The organism is Mycobacterium ahvazicum (assembly GCF_900176255.2).
In the GTDB taxonomy this organism is placed as follows: domain Bacteria; phylum Actinomycetota; class Actinomycetes; order Mycobacteriales; family Mycobacteriaceae; genus Mycobacterium; species Mycobacterium ahvazicum.
In genome coordinates, this window is record NZ_FXEG02000002.1 from 479,392 (window position 1) to 493,684 (window position 14,293).

General features: G+C 67.5%; 17 protein-coding genes. 7 read left to right on the top strand and 10 right to left on the bottom strand.

From position 1 onward, the window contains the following. Nucleotides 1–2 precede the first annotated feature (2 nt). Genes rplR through rplO form a run of 4 tightly spaced genes read left to right on the top strand, consistent with a single transcriptional unit; the run spans nt 3 to nt 1,735 of the window. Nucleotides 3–404, top strand: coding sequence for a 50S ribosomal protein L18 (gene rplR, locus MAAFP003_RS04565; RefSeq protein ID WP_096284801.1), 402 nt, complete (start codon nt 3–5; stop codon nt 402–404). 22 nt (nt 405–426) lie between these two features. Beyond that, on the top strand, nt 427–1,116 hold the full coding sequence (rpsE, locus tag MAAFP003_RS04570; protein WP_096284803.1) for a 30S ribosomal protein S5: 690 nt from the start codon (nt 427–429) through the stop codon (nt 1,114–1,116). Beyond that, nucleotides 1,113–1,295 carry a 50S ribosomal protein L30 gene (gene rpmD / locus MAAFP003_RS04575; RefSeq protein ID WP_096284805.1) on the top strand — a complete coding sequence of 61 codons (183 nt, stop codon included), beginning with the start codon at nt 1,113–1,115 and terminating at the stop codon, nt 1,293–1,295. Before rpsE ends, rpmD begins: the two co-directional genes overlap by 4 nt. Further along, on the top strand, nt 1,292–1,735 hold the full coding sequence (gene rplO, locus MAAFP003_RS04580; protein ID WP_096284807.1) for a 50S ribosomal protein L15: 444 nt from the start codon (nt 1,292–1,294) through the stop codon (nt 1,733–1,735). Before rpmD ends, rplO begins: the two co-directional genes overlap by 4 nt. Here the strand turns inward: rplO and MAAFP003_RS04585 are convergent. After that, the gene (locus MAAFP003_RS04585) at nt 1,732–2,325 is read right to left on the bottom strand and encodes a TetR/AcrR family transcriptional regulator (protein WP_165796300.1); all 594 of its coding nucleotides are present in this window, start codon (nt 2,323–2,325) and stop codon (nt 1,732–1,734) included. The genes rplO and MAAFP003_RS04585 overlap by 4 nt on opposite strands. Before the next feature lie 94 nt (nt 2,326–2,419). Between MAAFP003_RS04585 and MAAFP003_RS04590 the strand changes: the two genes are divergently transcribed. Beyond that, nucleotides 2,420–3,328, top strand: coding sequence for an alpha/beta hydrolase fold domain-containing protein (locus tag MAAFP003_RS04590; protein ID WP_096284811.1), 909 nt, complete (start codon nt 2,420–2,422; stop codon nt 3,326–3,328). Here the strand turns inward: MAAFP003_RS04590 and MAAFP003_RS04595 are convergent, their stop codons facing one another. Then, complete coding sequence (locus MAAFP003_RS04595; protein WP_096284813.1) at nt 3,329–4,258, bottom strand: LLM class flavin-dependent oxidoreductase; 930 nt, start codon at nt 4,256–4,258, stop codon at nt 3,329–3,331. It lies immediately after the preceding gene. A 39-nt stretch (nt 4,259–4,297) separates the two neighbouring features. Here MAAFP003_RS04595 and sppA point away from each other — a divergent pair, with 39 nt between their 5' ends. Continuing rightward, complete coding sequence (sppA, locus tag MAAFP003_RS04600; RefSeq protein WP_096284815.1) at nt 4,298–6,100, top strand: signal peptide peptidase SppA; 1,803 nt, start codon at nt 4,298–4,300, stop codon at nt 6,098–6,100. A 75-nt stretch (nt 6,101–6,175) separates the two neighbouring features. On the opposite strand, the gene MAAFP003_RS04605 is transcribed toward sppA, so the two are convergent. From MAAFP003_RS04605 to MAAFP003_RS04625, 4 genes are all read right to left on the bottom strand, one after another. Next, nucleotides 6,176–7,090, bottom strand: coding sequence for a class I SAM-dependent methyltransferase (locus tag MAAFP003_RS04605; RefSeq protein ID WP_207768463.1), 915 nt, complete (start codon nt 7,088–7,090; stop codon nt 6,176–6,178). Between the two features lie 20 nt (nt 7,091–7,110). Continuing rightward, nucleotides 7,111–8,025 carry a class I SAM-dependent methyltransferase gene (locus MAAFP003_RS04610; RefSeq protein WP_096284817.1) on the bottom strand — a complete coding sequence of 305 codons (915 nt, stop codon included), beginning with the start codon at nt 8,023–8,025 and terminating at the stop codon, nt 7,111–7,113. Continuing rightward, entirely contained in the window at nt 8,026–8,985 is a 960-nt protein-coding gene (locus MAAFP003_RS04615; protein ID WP_096284819.1) for a class I SAM-dependent methyltransferase, read from the bottom strand. It abuts the gene before it with no gap. A gap of 139 nt (nt 8,986–9,124) precedes the next feature. Next, a complete protein-coding gene (locus MAAFP003_RS04625) occupies nt 9,125–9,769 on the bottom strand; it encodes a class I SAM-dependent methyltransferase (RefSeq protein ID WP_423790855.1) in 645 nt (214 codons plus the stop codon). A gap of 75 nt (nt 9,770–9,844) precedes the next feature. Here MAAFP003_RS04625 and MAAFP003_RS04630 point away from each other — a divergent pair, with 75 nt between their 5' ends. Beyond that, a complete protein-coding gene (locus tag MAAFP003_RS04630) occupies nt 9,845–10,696 on the top strand; it encodes a helix-turn-helix transcriptional regulator (RefSeq protein ID WP_096284823.1) in 852 nt (283 codons plus the stop codon). Here the strand turns inward: MAAFP003_RS04630 and MAAFP003_RS04635 are convergent. The 4 genes from MAAFP003_RS04635 to MAAFP003_RS04650 are packed head-to-tail and all read right to left on the bottom strand — an operon-like array spanning nt 10,693 to nt 14,268. Next, complete coding sequence (locus MAAFP003_RS04635; protein ID WP_207768464.1) at nt 10,693–11,724, bottom strand: NAD(P)H-dependent amine dehydrogenase family protein; 1,032 nt, start codon at nt 11,722–11,724, stop codon at nt 10,693–10,695. The genes MAAFP003_RS04630 and MAAFP003_RS04635 overlap by 4 nt on opposite strands. Beyond that, nucleotides 11,721–12,638, bottom strand: coding sequence for an MBL fold metallo-hydrolase (locus MAAFP003_RS04640; protein WP_096284827.1), 918 nt, complete (start codon nt 12,636–12,638; stop codon nt 11,721–11,723). The genes MAAFP003_RS04635 and MAAFP003_RS04640 overlap by 4 nt, the downstream gene beginning before the upstream one ends. Next, nucleotides 12,635–13,291, bottom strand: a complete 657-nt coding sequence (locus MAAFP003_RS04645) for an L-fuculose-phosphate aldolase (protein ID WP_096284829.1) — start codon at nt 13,289–13,291, stop codon at nt 12,635–12,637. The genes MAAFP003_RS04640 and MAAFP003_RS04645 overlap by 4 nt, the downstream gene beginning before the upstream one ends. Beyond that, nucleotides 13,288–14,268 carry an NAD(P)-dependent oxidoreductase gene (locus tag MAAFP003_RS04650; protein WP_096284831.1) on the bottom strand — a complete coding sequence of 327 codons (981 nt, stop codon included), beginning with the start codon at nt 14,266–14,268 and terminating at the stop codon, nt 13,288–13,290. Before MAAFP003_RS04650 ends, MAAFP003_RS04645 begins: the two co-directional genes overlap by 4 nt. Nucleotides 14,269–14,293: the final 25 nt, after the last annotated feature.

The following is a 14,293-nucleotide window of genomic DNA, read 5'->3' on the forward strand; positions in this document are numbered from 1 at the left end:
CCATGGCGAAAACACAGGCTGAAACGCAAAAGCCGGTGGGCAAGAACATCTCCGCGACTCGCCGCGTCGCGCGGCTGCGCAGGCACGCCCGGCTGCGCAAGAAGATCTCCGGCACCTCGGAGCGTCCGCGGCTGGTGGTGAACCGGTCGGCGCGACACATTCACGTGCAGCTGGTCAACGACCTCACCGGCACCACGGTGGCGGCCGCGTCGTCCATCGAGTCCGATGTTCGCGGACTCGACGGCGACAAGAAGGCCCACAGTGTGCGGGTCGGCCAATTGATCGCCGAGCGCGCCAAGGCCGCCGGCATCGACAGCGTGGTGTTCGACCGTGGCGGTTACAGCTACGGCGGACGGATCGCCGCGCTGGCGGACGCCGCGCGCGAGAACGGATTGAAATTCTGATGACAACTGGAAGGACCGCATAATGGCGGAGCAGTCCGCTGGGGGGCAAGGCGCCCCGGACAGCCGTGACGGCCGCGATTCCCGCGACTCCCGTGACGGGCGGGGTCGGCGCGACGGCGGCGGTGGCCGCGGCCGCGACCGTGACCGTGACGGAGACAAGAGCAACTACCTGGAGCGGGTCGTCGCGATCAACCGTGTTTCGAAGGTGGTCAAGGGCGGACGGCGCTTCAGCTTCACCGCTCTGGTCATCGTGGGTGACGGCGCCGGCATGGTCGGCGTCGGCTACGGCAAGGCCAAGGAAGTTCCGGCCGCGATCGCCAAGGGCGTGGAAGAGGCGCGCAAGGGCTTCTTCCGGGTCCCGCTGATCGGCGGGACCATCACTCACCCGGTGCAGGGCGAGGCGGCCGCGGGTGTGGTGCTGCTGCGCCCGGCCAGCCCCGGTACCGGTGTGATCGCCGGCGGCGCCGCGCGCGCCGTGCTGGAATGCGCTGGGGTGCACGACATCCTGGCCAAGTCGCTGGGCAGTGACAACGCGATCAACGTGGTGCACGCCACGGTGGCCGCGCTCAAGCTGTTGCAGCGCCCGGAGGAGGTGGCCGCTCGCCGCGGCCTGCCGATCGAGGATGTCGCCCCGGCCGGAATGCTGAAGGCGCGACGGGAAAGTGAAGCGCTGGCCGCCAGTGCAGCGCGTGAAGGAACGGCACAGCAATGAGCCAGCTGAAAATCACCCAGGTGCGCGGCATCATCGGGGCGCGCTGGAAGCAGCGCGAATCCCTGCGCACCCTCGGGCTGCGAAAGATTCGCCAGTCGGTGGTCCGCGAGGACAACGCAGCGACCCGCGGGCTGATCGCGAAGGTGAGCCACCTGGTTGAGGTGGAGGAGACTAAATGACCATCAAACTGCACGACCTGAAGCCGGCCCCCGGGTCGAAGACGGCGCGCACCCGCGTTGGCCGCGGTGAGGGCTCGAAGGGCAAGACCGCTGGCCGCGGTACCAAGGGCACCAAGGCACGTAAGAACGTGCCGGTGACCTTCGAGGGTGGTCAGATGCCTATCCACATGCGACTGCCCAAGCTCAAGGGATTCAAGAACCGGTTCCGTACCGAGTACGAGATCGTCAACGTCGGTGACATCAGCCGGCTATTCCCTGAGGGCGGTGCCATCGGCGTCGCCGAACTGGTCGCCAAGGGCGCGGTTCGCAAGAACTCGTTGGTGAAGGTCCTCGGCGACGGCGACCTGGCCGTCAAGGTCGACGTCTCCGCGCACAAGTTCAGCGGCAGCGCCCGCGAGAAGATCACCGCCGCGGGCGGCTCGGCCACCGAGGTCTCTTAGTCCGCGGACTCCGCATCCATCAATGCGGACGCCGTGGTGAGCGCGGAATCTAGTACTGCGCTTCGGTTTTCGCTCTGCTCGGGCATGCCGCGCGAGATCAGGACCGATCCGACCATCAAGGCGACGATGCTCCATGCCCGTCGCCGGCGGTCGGACTCTTCTCCGTCGAGTAATTCGGCGATCCGGTCGATCAGCGCGGCCATCTTGCGCTCATAGGCCTTTTTGACGGGCGGTTCAGCGCGAGATACGTCCGCGCTCAACGCGGGCATCACGCACCCGCCCGCCACATCGTTGCTGTGATCGGTGTTCATGTATTCGCGGAGAAACGCGATCATCTTGGCCCGCGCCTCGTCGGGGGTCATCGCGCCGGTGTCGGTGACGAACGGTTCACCCAGCCCCGCCTCGATGACGGCCTCGAGAATCGCCGTCTTGTTCGGGAAGTTCGAATAGAACGCGCCCGACGTGACGCCCGCGGCGGCGGCCAGTCCGTCGACGCCGATGCCGTTGAATCCGCTCGTCTTGAGCGAGCGGGTGCCGGCCCGCACGAGTGCGTCACGCGCCCGTGCCTTCTGATCTGGCGGGTATCTCACGGATCCTCCCTTCGGGTTGACGCTCACCCCATTATAGGATAACGTCCGTTACGATAACGATCGTTATTCAATAAATCCAGTGGGAGGCACTCCGATGGTCAGCACGCAGGCGAAAGAGTTCGCCGACTTCTTTGGCGCCCTGAGCGCGCGGTCCGCCAACCCCAACTTCGACTTGGACACGGTGCGCGACGTGATCGAGTCGATGCATCTGGCGACCAAGGAACCCGAGGGCGTGACCTACGCCGAAGTGGACGCCGGCGGAGTCGAGGCGCTGTGGTGCATTCCCGTCGACAGTGACCCTGACCGGGTGTTGCTGCACGGCCACCTGGGCGGCACCGTCGTCGCGTCCATGCACTCCGACCGCAAGGCCGCGGCGCACATCGCGAAGGCGGCGGGCGCGCGATCCCTGGTGCTCAACTTCCGGCGTTCACCCGAACACAAATTCCCCGCCCAGGTCGATGATGTCCGCACCGCCTACAACTGGTTCCTGCAGCAGGGTTATCGGCCGGAAAACATTGCCAGCGTTGGCCATTCGATCGGCGGCAACTTCGCGGTCGGCCTGGCGATCGCGCTGCGCGACGAAGGAGCAGCACTGCCGGGTGCGATCGTGTCGATCTCCCCGTGGGTCGACCTGACGATGACGAACGGGACCTACGAGAGCAATGCCGAACGCGACCGGCTGCTGTCGCGTCCACTCGGGGAGTTCTTCCGGTCATGCTGGCTGGACGACACCGGGGTCGGTTTCGACGACCCCCGGGTGAGTCTGCTTGCCGCGGACCTGTCGGGACTGCCGCCGACCGCGGTGTTCTGGGGCCGCGACGAAGTGCTGGCGGGTGAGGATGCCGAGTTCGCCCGCCGCCTCGAAGCGGCCGGAAACGACGTCTTGGTGGGCGAAGTCGAGGGTGGTCAGCACTCCTTCATCATCGGCGCGGGCTGGGTGCCCGAGACCGACGACGCGATCGCCGAGATCGGTGCCTGGCTGCGGAAGAAGCTTGGCCGCTGACTAACCGAGCTGCGGAATCACTTCCGCGGCAAGGCGTTCCATCTGCTCGCGGTTCTCCGCGACGTCGGCGCCCAGGGGATTGAGCAACAGGGTCTGGGCGCCGGCGTCGAGCACCTCTTGGAGCCCACGGACGACGTCATCGGGCGTTCCGGACACCGGAACCGCCTCGATGCCGGATATCACGCCGCTGTAGGTGCGCTCCAGCCCGTCGAGCACCCGCTCGCGGGCACGTGCGGCGTCGTCGTCGACCATCAGATATACGCGCTTGCTGATCGGAAAGTGGGCCGGGTCCTTCTGCTGTTCGTCGAGTTCGCGGCGCACGATCGGGACGGCTTCGGCGAAGGCTTCGGTGGGCGACGCGCCCGGGCCCATGTAGGCGTCCCCGTGGCGCACCGCCCGGGCCAAGGCCTTGGGGGCCATCCCGCCGAACCAGATCGGCGGGTGCGGACGCTGCACCGGCTTGGGTTGGAACGGCAGGTCGGCGACGTCACGGAACCGGCCGTGGAAGTTCACTGTCGGCTCGTCGGACCATGCCGCCTTCATCAGGGTCAGGCCCTCGGTGAAATACGAGATGAACGTGTCCTTTTCGACGCCGAACGCCGCGAGTGTGGGCCCGCCGCGCCCCGGTGCGACACCGATGTCCAGCCGGCCGTGACTGATGCGGTCGACCGTGGCCACCGCCGAAGCCAGCTGCAGGGGTTCGTGCTGGGACGTCACCAGCACGGCCACCCCCAGCCGCAGTCGCTCGGTGAAAGCCGCGCAGTACGACAGCAGCTCCAGCGGTGCCAGCAGCGGCCCGCGGCCGATGGTTTGCTCGAGCGTCCAGATTCCTTCGAATCCCAGTTCTTCGGCGCGCATCACATAGGAGCGCATCCCCTCGGTGTCGAAGACGTCGTAGTCGAACTGCGGGATGGCGATCGAGAACCTCACGAACTCACCCTACGGGCGTCGATCGGTACGCTGCAGAGCATGTTCGCCTTTCTGCCTCCGCTGCCCGGTGTCGACGACGTGCGTGCCCTGGCCGGGCGCGTCGATACGGCTCGTCACCACGGTGTCCCCAGTGGCTGCGTGCTGGAATTCAACCTGCGTTCGGTGCCGCCCGAGACGGCGGGCTTCGAGCCGATGGCGTTCGTCACCGGGGCGGAGCGGCCGATAACCCTGCGCCAGGCGGTCGCCGCGATCCACCGCGCCGCCGAGGACTCCCGGGTGGCCGGGCTGATCGCGCGCGTGCAACTCGCGGCCGCACCGCCGGCCGCGGTCCAGGAGCTGCGCGAGGCGATCGCCGCGTTCAGCGCGGTCAAGCCATCGCTGGCCTGGGCCGAAACCTACCCGGGGACGTTGTCCTACTACCTGGCTTCGGCGTTCAGCGAGGTCTGGATGCAGCCGTCGGGCAGCGTCGGGCTGATCGGCTTCGCGAGCAACGCGACCTTCTTGCGCACCGCGCTGGACAAGGCGGGGATCGAGGCCGAGTTCGTCGCCAGAGGCGAATACAAGTCGGCGGCAAACGTTTTCACCGAAGAGGGGTTTACCGAAGCCCATCGCGAAGCGGTCACCCGAATGCTGGCAAGTCTGCAGGACCAGGTGTGGCACGGGATCGCCGAGTCACGCAAGATCGACGCGGCAGGGCTCGACGCCCTGGCCGACCGGGCCCCGCTGCTGCGCGATGACGCGGTGTCCTCCGGTCTGGTCGACCGGATCGGCTTCCGTGATCAGGCTCACGCGCGAATCGCGGAATTGATTGGCGTGGAAGGTGTTTCGGCTGACGAAGATGACCCCGAGGCTGACCCGGAAAAGCTGGCGCCGCGGCTCAATCTGACGCGTTATTCCGCCGCGTCCCGGTCACGGCTGGTGCCGCCGGCGCCCCCGATTCCCGGCCGCCGCCCCAAGCCCACGTTCGCCGTGATCACGCTGCAGGGGCCGATCGTCAACGGGCGCGGCGGCCCGCAGTTCCTGCCGTTCGGCAACTCCAGTGCCGGCGCCGACACGATCGCGGCGGCCCTGCGGGAGGCCGCGCGCGACGATTCGGTAGCGGCGATCGTGCTGCGGATCGACAGCCCCGGCGGTTCGGTCACCGCGTCGGAGACCATCTGGCGCGAGGTCGCGCGGGCCCGCGAACGCGGCAAGCCGGTAGTGGCATCGATGGGCTCGGTCGCCGCGTCCGGCGGTTACTACGCCGCGATGGCCGCCGACGCGATCGTCGCCAGTCCGGCCACGATCACCGGTTCGATCGGTGTGATCACCGGGAAGCTGGTGTTTCGCGATCTCAAGGAGCGCTTCGGAGTGTCCTCGGATGCGGTGCGCACCAACGCCAATGCCGACGCGTGGTCGACCGATGTGCCCTTCACCGCGCAGCAGCGGGCCGACCGAGAGGCCGAGGCTGACCTGATCTACGACGACTTCGTGCAGCGGGTGGCCGACGGTCGCAACCTGACCACCGAGGCCGTCAACGCGGTGGCCCAGGGGCGGGTCTGGACCGGAGCCGACGCACTCGAACGCGGCCTGGTCGACGAACTCGGCGGCTTGCGCACCGCGGTGCGCCGCGCCAAGGTCCTGGCCGGCCTGGACGAGGACGCCGATGTGCGGATCGCCAACTTCCCGGGATCCTCGTTGCTTGCGCTGGTACGCCCCCGGGCGTCCTCGCAGCCGGCCGCCGCATCGCTGCCGGAGGCGCTGGGCGCACTGCTCGGCCGCACGGTTGCCGCGGTGGTGGAGAACCTCGAGCAGGCGGTCAGCGGTGCCAGCGTGTTGTGGCTGGGGGAGTCGCGCTTCTAGCTCGATGGAGGCGACCCTCCCCCGCAAGCGGGAGGTGCCCCCACGCGCCCGGCTACGCCGCGCTTGCGATCGCCTCTAGCCGTCGAGCCGGCCGCTGATGAAGATGATCTCGCCGAGCGGGTCATCGTTTTCCGGCGGCGGCACCTCGAGGCCGTTTCGGCCGAACAACTCCGTGCGCGTGACGCCCTCGACGGTCCAGCCCTTAGTGCCCAGATAGTCGACGACGTGGTTGCGCTGCCCGGCGTACACCAGCGACGCCATGTCGATGTCGACGCCGTGCTCCCGGAAGGAGCCCGACATCTCGCGCACCCGATCGGCATCGAAATCCACGATGCCCGGGACGAATTCGGTGGCGATCGTGCTGCCCGGCACGGACAGGGCGGTGATGTTGTCGAACAACAGGTCCTGGGCTTCGGGCGGCAGGTAGATCAGCAGCCCCTCGGCCAGCCACGCGGTCGGCGTGGTGGCGTCGAACCCGGCGGCCCGAAGTGCGGCCGGCCAGTCCTGGCGCAGATCGATCGGAATGGTGCGCCGGATAGCGGTCGGCTTAGCCCCGATATCGGCCAAAGTGGTTGTCTTGAAATCGATTACCTGTGGCTGGTCGATTTCGTACACCACCGTCTCGGCGGGCCACGGCAACCGGTAGACGCGCGAGTCCAACCCGGACGCGAGGATCACCACCTGGCGCACGCCGGCGGCGGTGGCGCTGAGGAAGTAGTCGTCGAAATACTTCGTACGCACCGCCATCCCGTCGACCATCGACCGCATGCGGATCGGCGTGGCGTTCTCGATGGCCGACAGGTCGAGCTCGCCGTCCATCATCTTGATGAAGAAATCCACCCCGACCGCGCGCACGAGTGGCTCGGCGAACGGATCGTTGATCAGACCGCGGGGATCCTTCGTCGCCATGGCGCGCCCGGTCGCGACCATGGTTGCGGTCGCGCCCACGCTGGACGCCAGATCCCAATTATCGTCGTGTGCGCGAGGCATGAGACGACCCTAACCAAGCCCTACTTCAGCGTCGCGTCCACATAGCTCATGTCGCCGAAGGCGGCCGTCATCTCGTCGGAGGGAAACTCAAACCCGTTGCGGGCATACAGTTCCTTGGCCGAATGCGCCTCTACCTGCCAGCCGTGCGTGTTCAGATAGTCCACCACGACGCTGCGCTCGCCCTGGTAGAACAGGTCGGCCGCGTTCAGGTTGAACCCGAAGCTGCGCCACCGGTCGCTGATCTGCTGCAAGCGCTCGTTGGTGAACGCGTTGGGGTCGGGCACATGCTCGGTGGCGACCCGGCTGCCCGGCGCGCTCAGCGCGGTGATGTGGTCGAACAACCGGTCCTGGGCCTCCGGCGGCAGGTAGGGCAGCAGTCCTTCCGCACTCCAGGCGGTCGGCTGGGTGACGTCGAAGCCGGCCGCCCGCAGCGCCGCGGGCCAGTCGTCGCGCAGGTCGATCGCGACGGTACGGCGTTGCGCACTCGGCTCGGCGCCGATACCGGCCAGTGTGTCGGTCTTGAACGCGATGACCTGGGGCTGGTCGATCTCGTAGACCACCGTGCCGGCCGGCCACGCGAGCCGATAGGCCCTGGTGTCCAGACCCGACGCCAGGATCACCGCCTGCCGCACACCGTTTTCGGTTGCGCTGGTGAAGAAGTCGTCGAAGAACCGGGTGCGCACCGTCATCTGATGGATCCGCGCCTGGCGGTTGAGCAGCGCGTCGTCTTCGAAATCGATCTTGCCGTCGATCACCCGGACGAAGACATCCAGCCCGACGGCCCGCACCAGCGGATCCGCGTAGGGGTCGTCAAGTAGCGCGTCGGGTCCCTGCGAAGCCACGGCGCGGGACGCGGCGACCATGGTGGCCGTCGCTCCCACGCTGCTGGCCAGGTCCCAGCTGTCGCCTTCGGTACGTCCTGAGTCAGTGCTCATCTATTTCGCTTTCTTTTGCAGGGTGCCGCTGGTGTAGAGCATCTCGCCCATCCGCATGTCATCGTCCACAAGGGGTTCGAAGCCGTTGTCCGCGAACAACTCCCGGATGCTGCTGCTCTGCAGGCGCCAGCCGCGTTCGGCCAGGTAGTCGACCGCCTCGTTGCGGTCGCCGAGGTAGACCAGACCCGCCATGTCCAGGTCGAACCCGTGCGCACGCCACCGTTCGGCGATGGTCTGCATGCGCTCGCGCATCTTGTCCTCTTCACCGGGCTCCGGGTTGGGCGCGCTCTCGGTGGCCAGCCGGCTGCCCGGCGCGCTCAGCGCGGTAATGGTGTCCAGCAGCCGGTCCTGGGCCTCCGGCGGCAGATAGCCGAGCAGGCCTTCGGCGCTCCATGCCGCGGGCTGGGCCGGGTCGAAGCCGGCGGTGCGCAGCGCGGTGGGCCAGTCGTCGCGCAGGTCGATGGCCACCACCCGGCGATCGGCGGTCGGTGCGGCGCCCAGGTTCGCCAGCGCCTTGGTCTTGAATTCGATGACCTGCGGCTGGTCTACCTCGTAGACCACCGTGCCGGCGGGCCATGCCAACCGGTAGGCGCGGGAGTCGAGCCCGGACGCCAGGATCACAACCTGCTTGATACCGGCCTTCGTGGCGTCGGTGAAGAATTCGTCGAAGAACTTGGTGCGCACGGCCATGTTGTCGGCCATCCGCGACATCGCGCCGGCCGATCCCGCCGCGCCGTCGTGGACGTCGTTCAGCTCGGCGGGGTCCAGTTCGCCACTGGCCAGCCGGGAGAGTAGATCAACGCCGACAGCCTCGACCAGTGGTTCGGCGAACGGGTCGTTGATCAGCGGGCGTTCGGCGCGGGACGCGATCGCGCGCGCGGCCGCGACCATCGTGGCCGTGACCCCGACGCTGGACGCCAGGTCCCAGGTGTCGCCGTCGTATCTGGTGGAAGAAGTCATTCAGGTGCCCCCTCAATAGGATGTATTTAGCTTACCTTCGCTAATACTTAGCTGATATAACAAGCTCCACCACTGTACGCTTCCCGCGATTCGGGGCGACTTTGACGAATGGCGTACGCGACGCAGGTCAGTCTTGCGCCTAAGCGGGCCGGGTGGCCTGGTAGTAGGTGAGTTGGCCGACGATGCGTTGCCGCGAGGTGGCGACTTCGGTGCAGTCGAATCCCGCCGCGCGCAGCAGTCTGGGCACCGCGTCGCCGAGGTTGCCGACCGCGTGCGGGTTGTGCCGGATAAGCCGTGCCAGCCAGCCGCCGCTGGTCTCCTCGCCGCCGATGTCCACCAGGTGCAGCCTGCCGCCGGGACGCAACACCCGAAATATTTCGGCTGCCGCTGCCGGCTTCGCATCGTCGTTGATGTGGTGCAGCATCATCGACGACAGGACCCGGTCGAATTCGCCGTCGGCGTAAGGAAGCCGCTCGGCATAACCCTGTTCGAACCGAATGCCGGCCAGTCGGGCGGCCTTGCGCCTCGCGACCGCCAACATTCGGGGGTCCGGGTCGCACCCGGTCACGTCGGCCGAAGGCTGGGCACGTTTGGCGCGAATCGCGAGATTGCCGGTGCCGCAACCTATCTCCAGGACGCGCTGACCGTCGGCGATGTCGGCTTGAGTGATGAGCCGCCGATAGACGCTGTCGAGGCCCATGACCCGGGCGATCACGTCGTACGCGGGCAGAAAAGCAGCGTGACCCGTAGCAGGCAGGTAGTCATGTGGATGATGTTTAGTCATGTGCTCCATAGTGGACGGCTGGGCCACTGTGCAATTAGGTGATCATCGCCAAAAATAGGACTATATTTTGCAATCATGACGCAGGCACCCCGGCTGGTCGGCCACCGCGCCGGTGTCCCGATCTATCAATATCGCACCGATCCGAACATGTCTCCGGTGTCGCTGCACCGCCACATGGGCGATCTCGGCGAGCGGGGCCGTCACATTCACGACTTCCCGGCGCTGTGGTACGTGCCCGCGGCGGGCCTGGTCTACGTGGCCGCGGCCGGCGAGGTGCTCGACCCGGCGCAGCTGGAAGACTTGGATGCCGGAGTCGCGGTGTTCTTCGATCCCGCCGCGCTCGGATTGGACGGCCGCTCGCCGTGGCCGGCCTGGCGGGGGCACCCGCTGCTCTTCCCCTTTCTGCACGGATTTTCCGGTGGGGTTTTGCGCCTGGAGATACCTCAGGACCGACGACCCATGTGGGACAACTCGATCCGATCGATCGAAGCCGAACTCACTGCCCGGCAGGAGGGCCATCGACAGGCGGCCCTGGCGCACTTGACGCTACTGCTGATCGAGCTCGCGCGGCTGGCCCGTGATGTGGTGGCCGATCTCAAGCGCAGCGGTGAACCGCTGCTGGCCGACGTGTTCGCGGTGCTCGACCGCCGTAAGGGCGAGGCGTTGTCGCTGCGCGACGTGGCCGGCGAACTCGGCATCACGCCGGGGCATCTCACCACGGTGGTGCGCCGCCGCACCGGACGCACCGTGGGTGAGTGGATCATCGAACGCCGGATGGCGCAAGCGCGCACCTTGCTGGAGGAAACGGATCTCCCGGTCGCCGAGATCGCCCGGCGGGTCGGGGTATTCGATCCCGGTTACTTCAGCCGGCAGTTCACCCGGGAGCACGGCATGCCGCCGCGGGACTGGCGCCGTCGCGCTGCCTAGGCCATTGCGCCGCGAGATCCCATGATCGGCAGATCAATTGGGGTGATGATGCCAGGGGGCGCGTCGCAGAGGAAGGGGATGGCGTTGACCGCCGCGATGGCGGTGCTGTCCATCAGCACCGTCATCGCATCTTGGCCCGGATGGCCGAACCGGATCGTCGCGTCGACATACGGTTCGCCGTCGATCACCACGCTGAAACCTTCGGGGTCTTCCCATTGCGGATCCAGCGCGTCGCTGCTCATCGTCCAGCAAATCGCGAGCTCGATCACCGGGCGGCCGTTGCGCAGACCGCGATAGGTGCGGCGCTGGCCCCCGGCAGTGCCGGCTGCGTACTCAACCCATCCCAGATCCAGATCCCGGGTCAGCACCGCGGGCTCGACGAATGCTTCCTTGGAGTCGAGTTCGACGCCGAGCATGGTTGCGATCATGTCGAGCGTCTCGAAGTAGCCGAGCCCGTAGCGTTGTGCCGACGGGTCGAGGTGCGTCACCGGCTCTCGCGGCGGCTTGCCGAATCCGAGCACCTTCCATACGTCCTGCACGGGATAGGTGGTGCAGTCCAATGTCTCAACAAGCTTGACGCTGTCCACTTTTCGGCACGCGCCGGTGAGGAAACCGGCGACGACGTTGATGAACCCCGGCTCGAATCCCGTTCCCAGAAAGGTCGCGCCGCCATGAAGCGCCGCCTCCCGCAGCGCCGCCCGCTCGACCGGGTGGTGCGAACCGGTCAGGAAGTCTCCCGTGGTCACCACGTTGATGCCGGTGCGCAGCAGCCTGTCCACCAATTCGAAGTCGATGACGCGAGGCATGTAGTTCACGCAATCCGGTGCCAGCTCGATCAACGCGTCGACATCCGCGGTGGCGGACACATCGATCGGGGGACGCTCGGCGAGAACTCCCGCGTCACAACCGACTTTGTCGGGCCCGAACGCGTGGACGCCGACGACCTCGAAATCGTCACGATCGATCAGGGCACCGAGTGCTCGCTTGCCGATGTTCCCAGTCGACCATTGAACTACCCGATAAGTCATAGCCTTTCGATCTCCAACCATTCGTCGACTTCGAACCGGTCGTCGACGGCGCGCAACGACGCGCCGCCGTGGCCGGGATAGTGCGCGGGGATCACGGTGGCGCGTGCCTGCGCGGCCTCGGTGAAGATCCGGTGCCGGGTCGCCGCGGCAGCCGCGGCGTCGACGTCGAACGCGCAGGGGTCGGCCGGACGGCGCACCTGCAACGGGCTGTGCGTGATGTCGCCGACGAAGACCGTGGGCACTCCCGCATCCAGCCACAGCACCGACGAGCCCGGGGTGTGTCCCGCGGCCGGCCGCAGGCGCAGTGACGGGCTGATCTGGTAGTCGTCCGACCAGCAGACGAGCTGTCCGGCCTCGTCGATGGGCAGCACGCTGTCGGCGAACACCAACTGATCACCGCGCTGCTGGGTCGCCTCCTGCTCGGTGCGCGGCGATCGCCGCGCCACCGGCCCGTCGGGGGCGAAGTAACGGTAATCGGCTGCGGGCGCGAGGTATCGGGCGTTGGGGAACGTCGGGACCCACACGTCGCCGTCGAGCATCGTGTTCCACCCGACGTGGTCGGAGTGAATGTGGGTGTTGATCACCACGTCCACCGCGGCGCGGTCGACGCCGGCTGACTCCCACGCGGTGAGGAACGCGGTGTTCAGCTGATCCAGCGGCGGCATGTGCGGGCGCTGACGGTCGTTGCCCACGCCGGTGTCCACGACGACGGTCAGCCCGTCGACCTCGACGACCCAGCTTTGCACCGCGATGCGCCACTTCTCGGTGCCGGGGTCGAAGAAGTCGGGCACCAGCAGGTCGGCGTTGTCGTGCCAGCCGTCACGCGGGGTGTGCGCGAAAGACTTTGTCCCCAATTCGAACTGGAATTCCACGATACGCGCCACGCAGGCGCGGCCGAGACGCACGCGGCTCATCGGGGGTTGGTGCGCAGGTAGCCGTAGACACCGGCGAAGTTGCGGTTCACGTCTTCGGGAATCGGCACCGGACCACCGAGAGACCTTGCACCCCAAACGATTTGAGCCGTGCGCTCGATGAGGGCGGTGATGTGCAGGGCCTTGTCCGGGCGGGGTCCCACCGCGACCAGGCCGTGGTTGGCGATCAGGGCGGCGCCGCGGCCTTCCAGGGCTTTGACCGCGTTGACCCCGACGTCGGGGGTTCCGGACGCGGCGTAGTCGGCGCACCGGACGTCGCCGCCGACGTAGACCGCGAATTCGTCGATGCAGGCCGGAATCGGCTCATGCGCGATCGCGAACATGGTCGCCCACACCGGATGACTGTGGATCACGCTGCCGATGTCGTCGTATGCGTGATAGGCCGCCAGGTGCAGTTGCATTTCCGACGATGGCGCCCGGCCGTCCTTTGCGTGCTGCACGGCGCCTTGCGGGTCGATGAGCACCAAGTCGTCGAGCTCCATGTCGCGATAGTCGACCGACGAGGGGGTGATCACGATGTTGCCGTCGCGGCGTCGTGCCGAGATGTTGCCGGCGGTGCCCTCGACGAGCCCGCGACGCAGCATGTCTTTGGCCGCGTCCAGCACCGCGGTTTCCGGGTTGTCGACGAACATCATGACCCCAGCACCTCCGGGTTGACGATATGGGCGGGCGTGTTGCCGGACAGCAACGCTTCCAGATCGTCGGCGACCATCTGCGCCTGCCGTGCCTCAGTGTCCCAGGTGGCCCCGCCGATGTGCGGTGTCAGCACGACATTGGGCATACCGACCAGCGGGTGGTCCGTCGCCAGAAACTCGCCCACGAAATGGTCCAGGCCCGCCGCGGCCACCTTGCCACTGCGCAGCGCGTCCACGAGCGCGTCGGTGTCGTGCAGTTGCGCGCGGGCGGTGTTGAGGAAAACCACGCCGTCGCGCATCGCGGCGAATTCCTTCGCGCCGATCATCCCGGTGGTCTCGTCGGTGACCGGTGCGTGCAACGAGATGACGTCGGCCTCGCTCAGCAGTTCGTCGAGGCGGTGCCGGGCTTCGTCGTGATACGGGTCGTGCGCGATGACCCGCATGCCCAGCCCGGTCAACCGCCACCGCAGCGCGCGGCCGACGGCGCCAAGCCCCACCAGCCCGGCGGTGCGCCCCGCGATCTCCCACCCCCGGAAGCGCTGATAGGGAATGCTGCCGTCGCGAAACGTGTTGCCGCTGCGCACATCCGAGTCAGCGGTCAGCACGTGGCGGGTGGCGGCCAACAGCAGAGCTACCGCGATCTCGGCGACCGCATCGGCGTTGCGGGCCGGCGTATTCAGCACCGGGATGCCTGCCGAGGTGGCCCCGGCGATGTCGACGTTGTTGGGGTCGCCGCGGGTGGATGCGATCGCACGCAGACCCAGGTCCAACACCGGTCCACGCACGGAGTCGCTCTCCACCACAACGACGTCGGCGGCTTCGGCGGTGATCCGTTCGGCCAACTGCTCGGGGCCGTAGATCCGCAGCGGGGCCGTCTCGATCCAGGGGTCGTACACCACATCGGCCAGCCGGCGGAGTTTGGCGAACCCCGGACCACGCAGCGGGGCCGTCACCAGGGCGCGCGGTCTTGATGTCACGAATGCCAATGCTGGCGTACGGTGA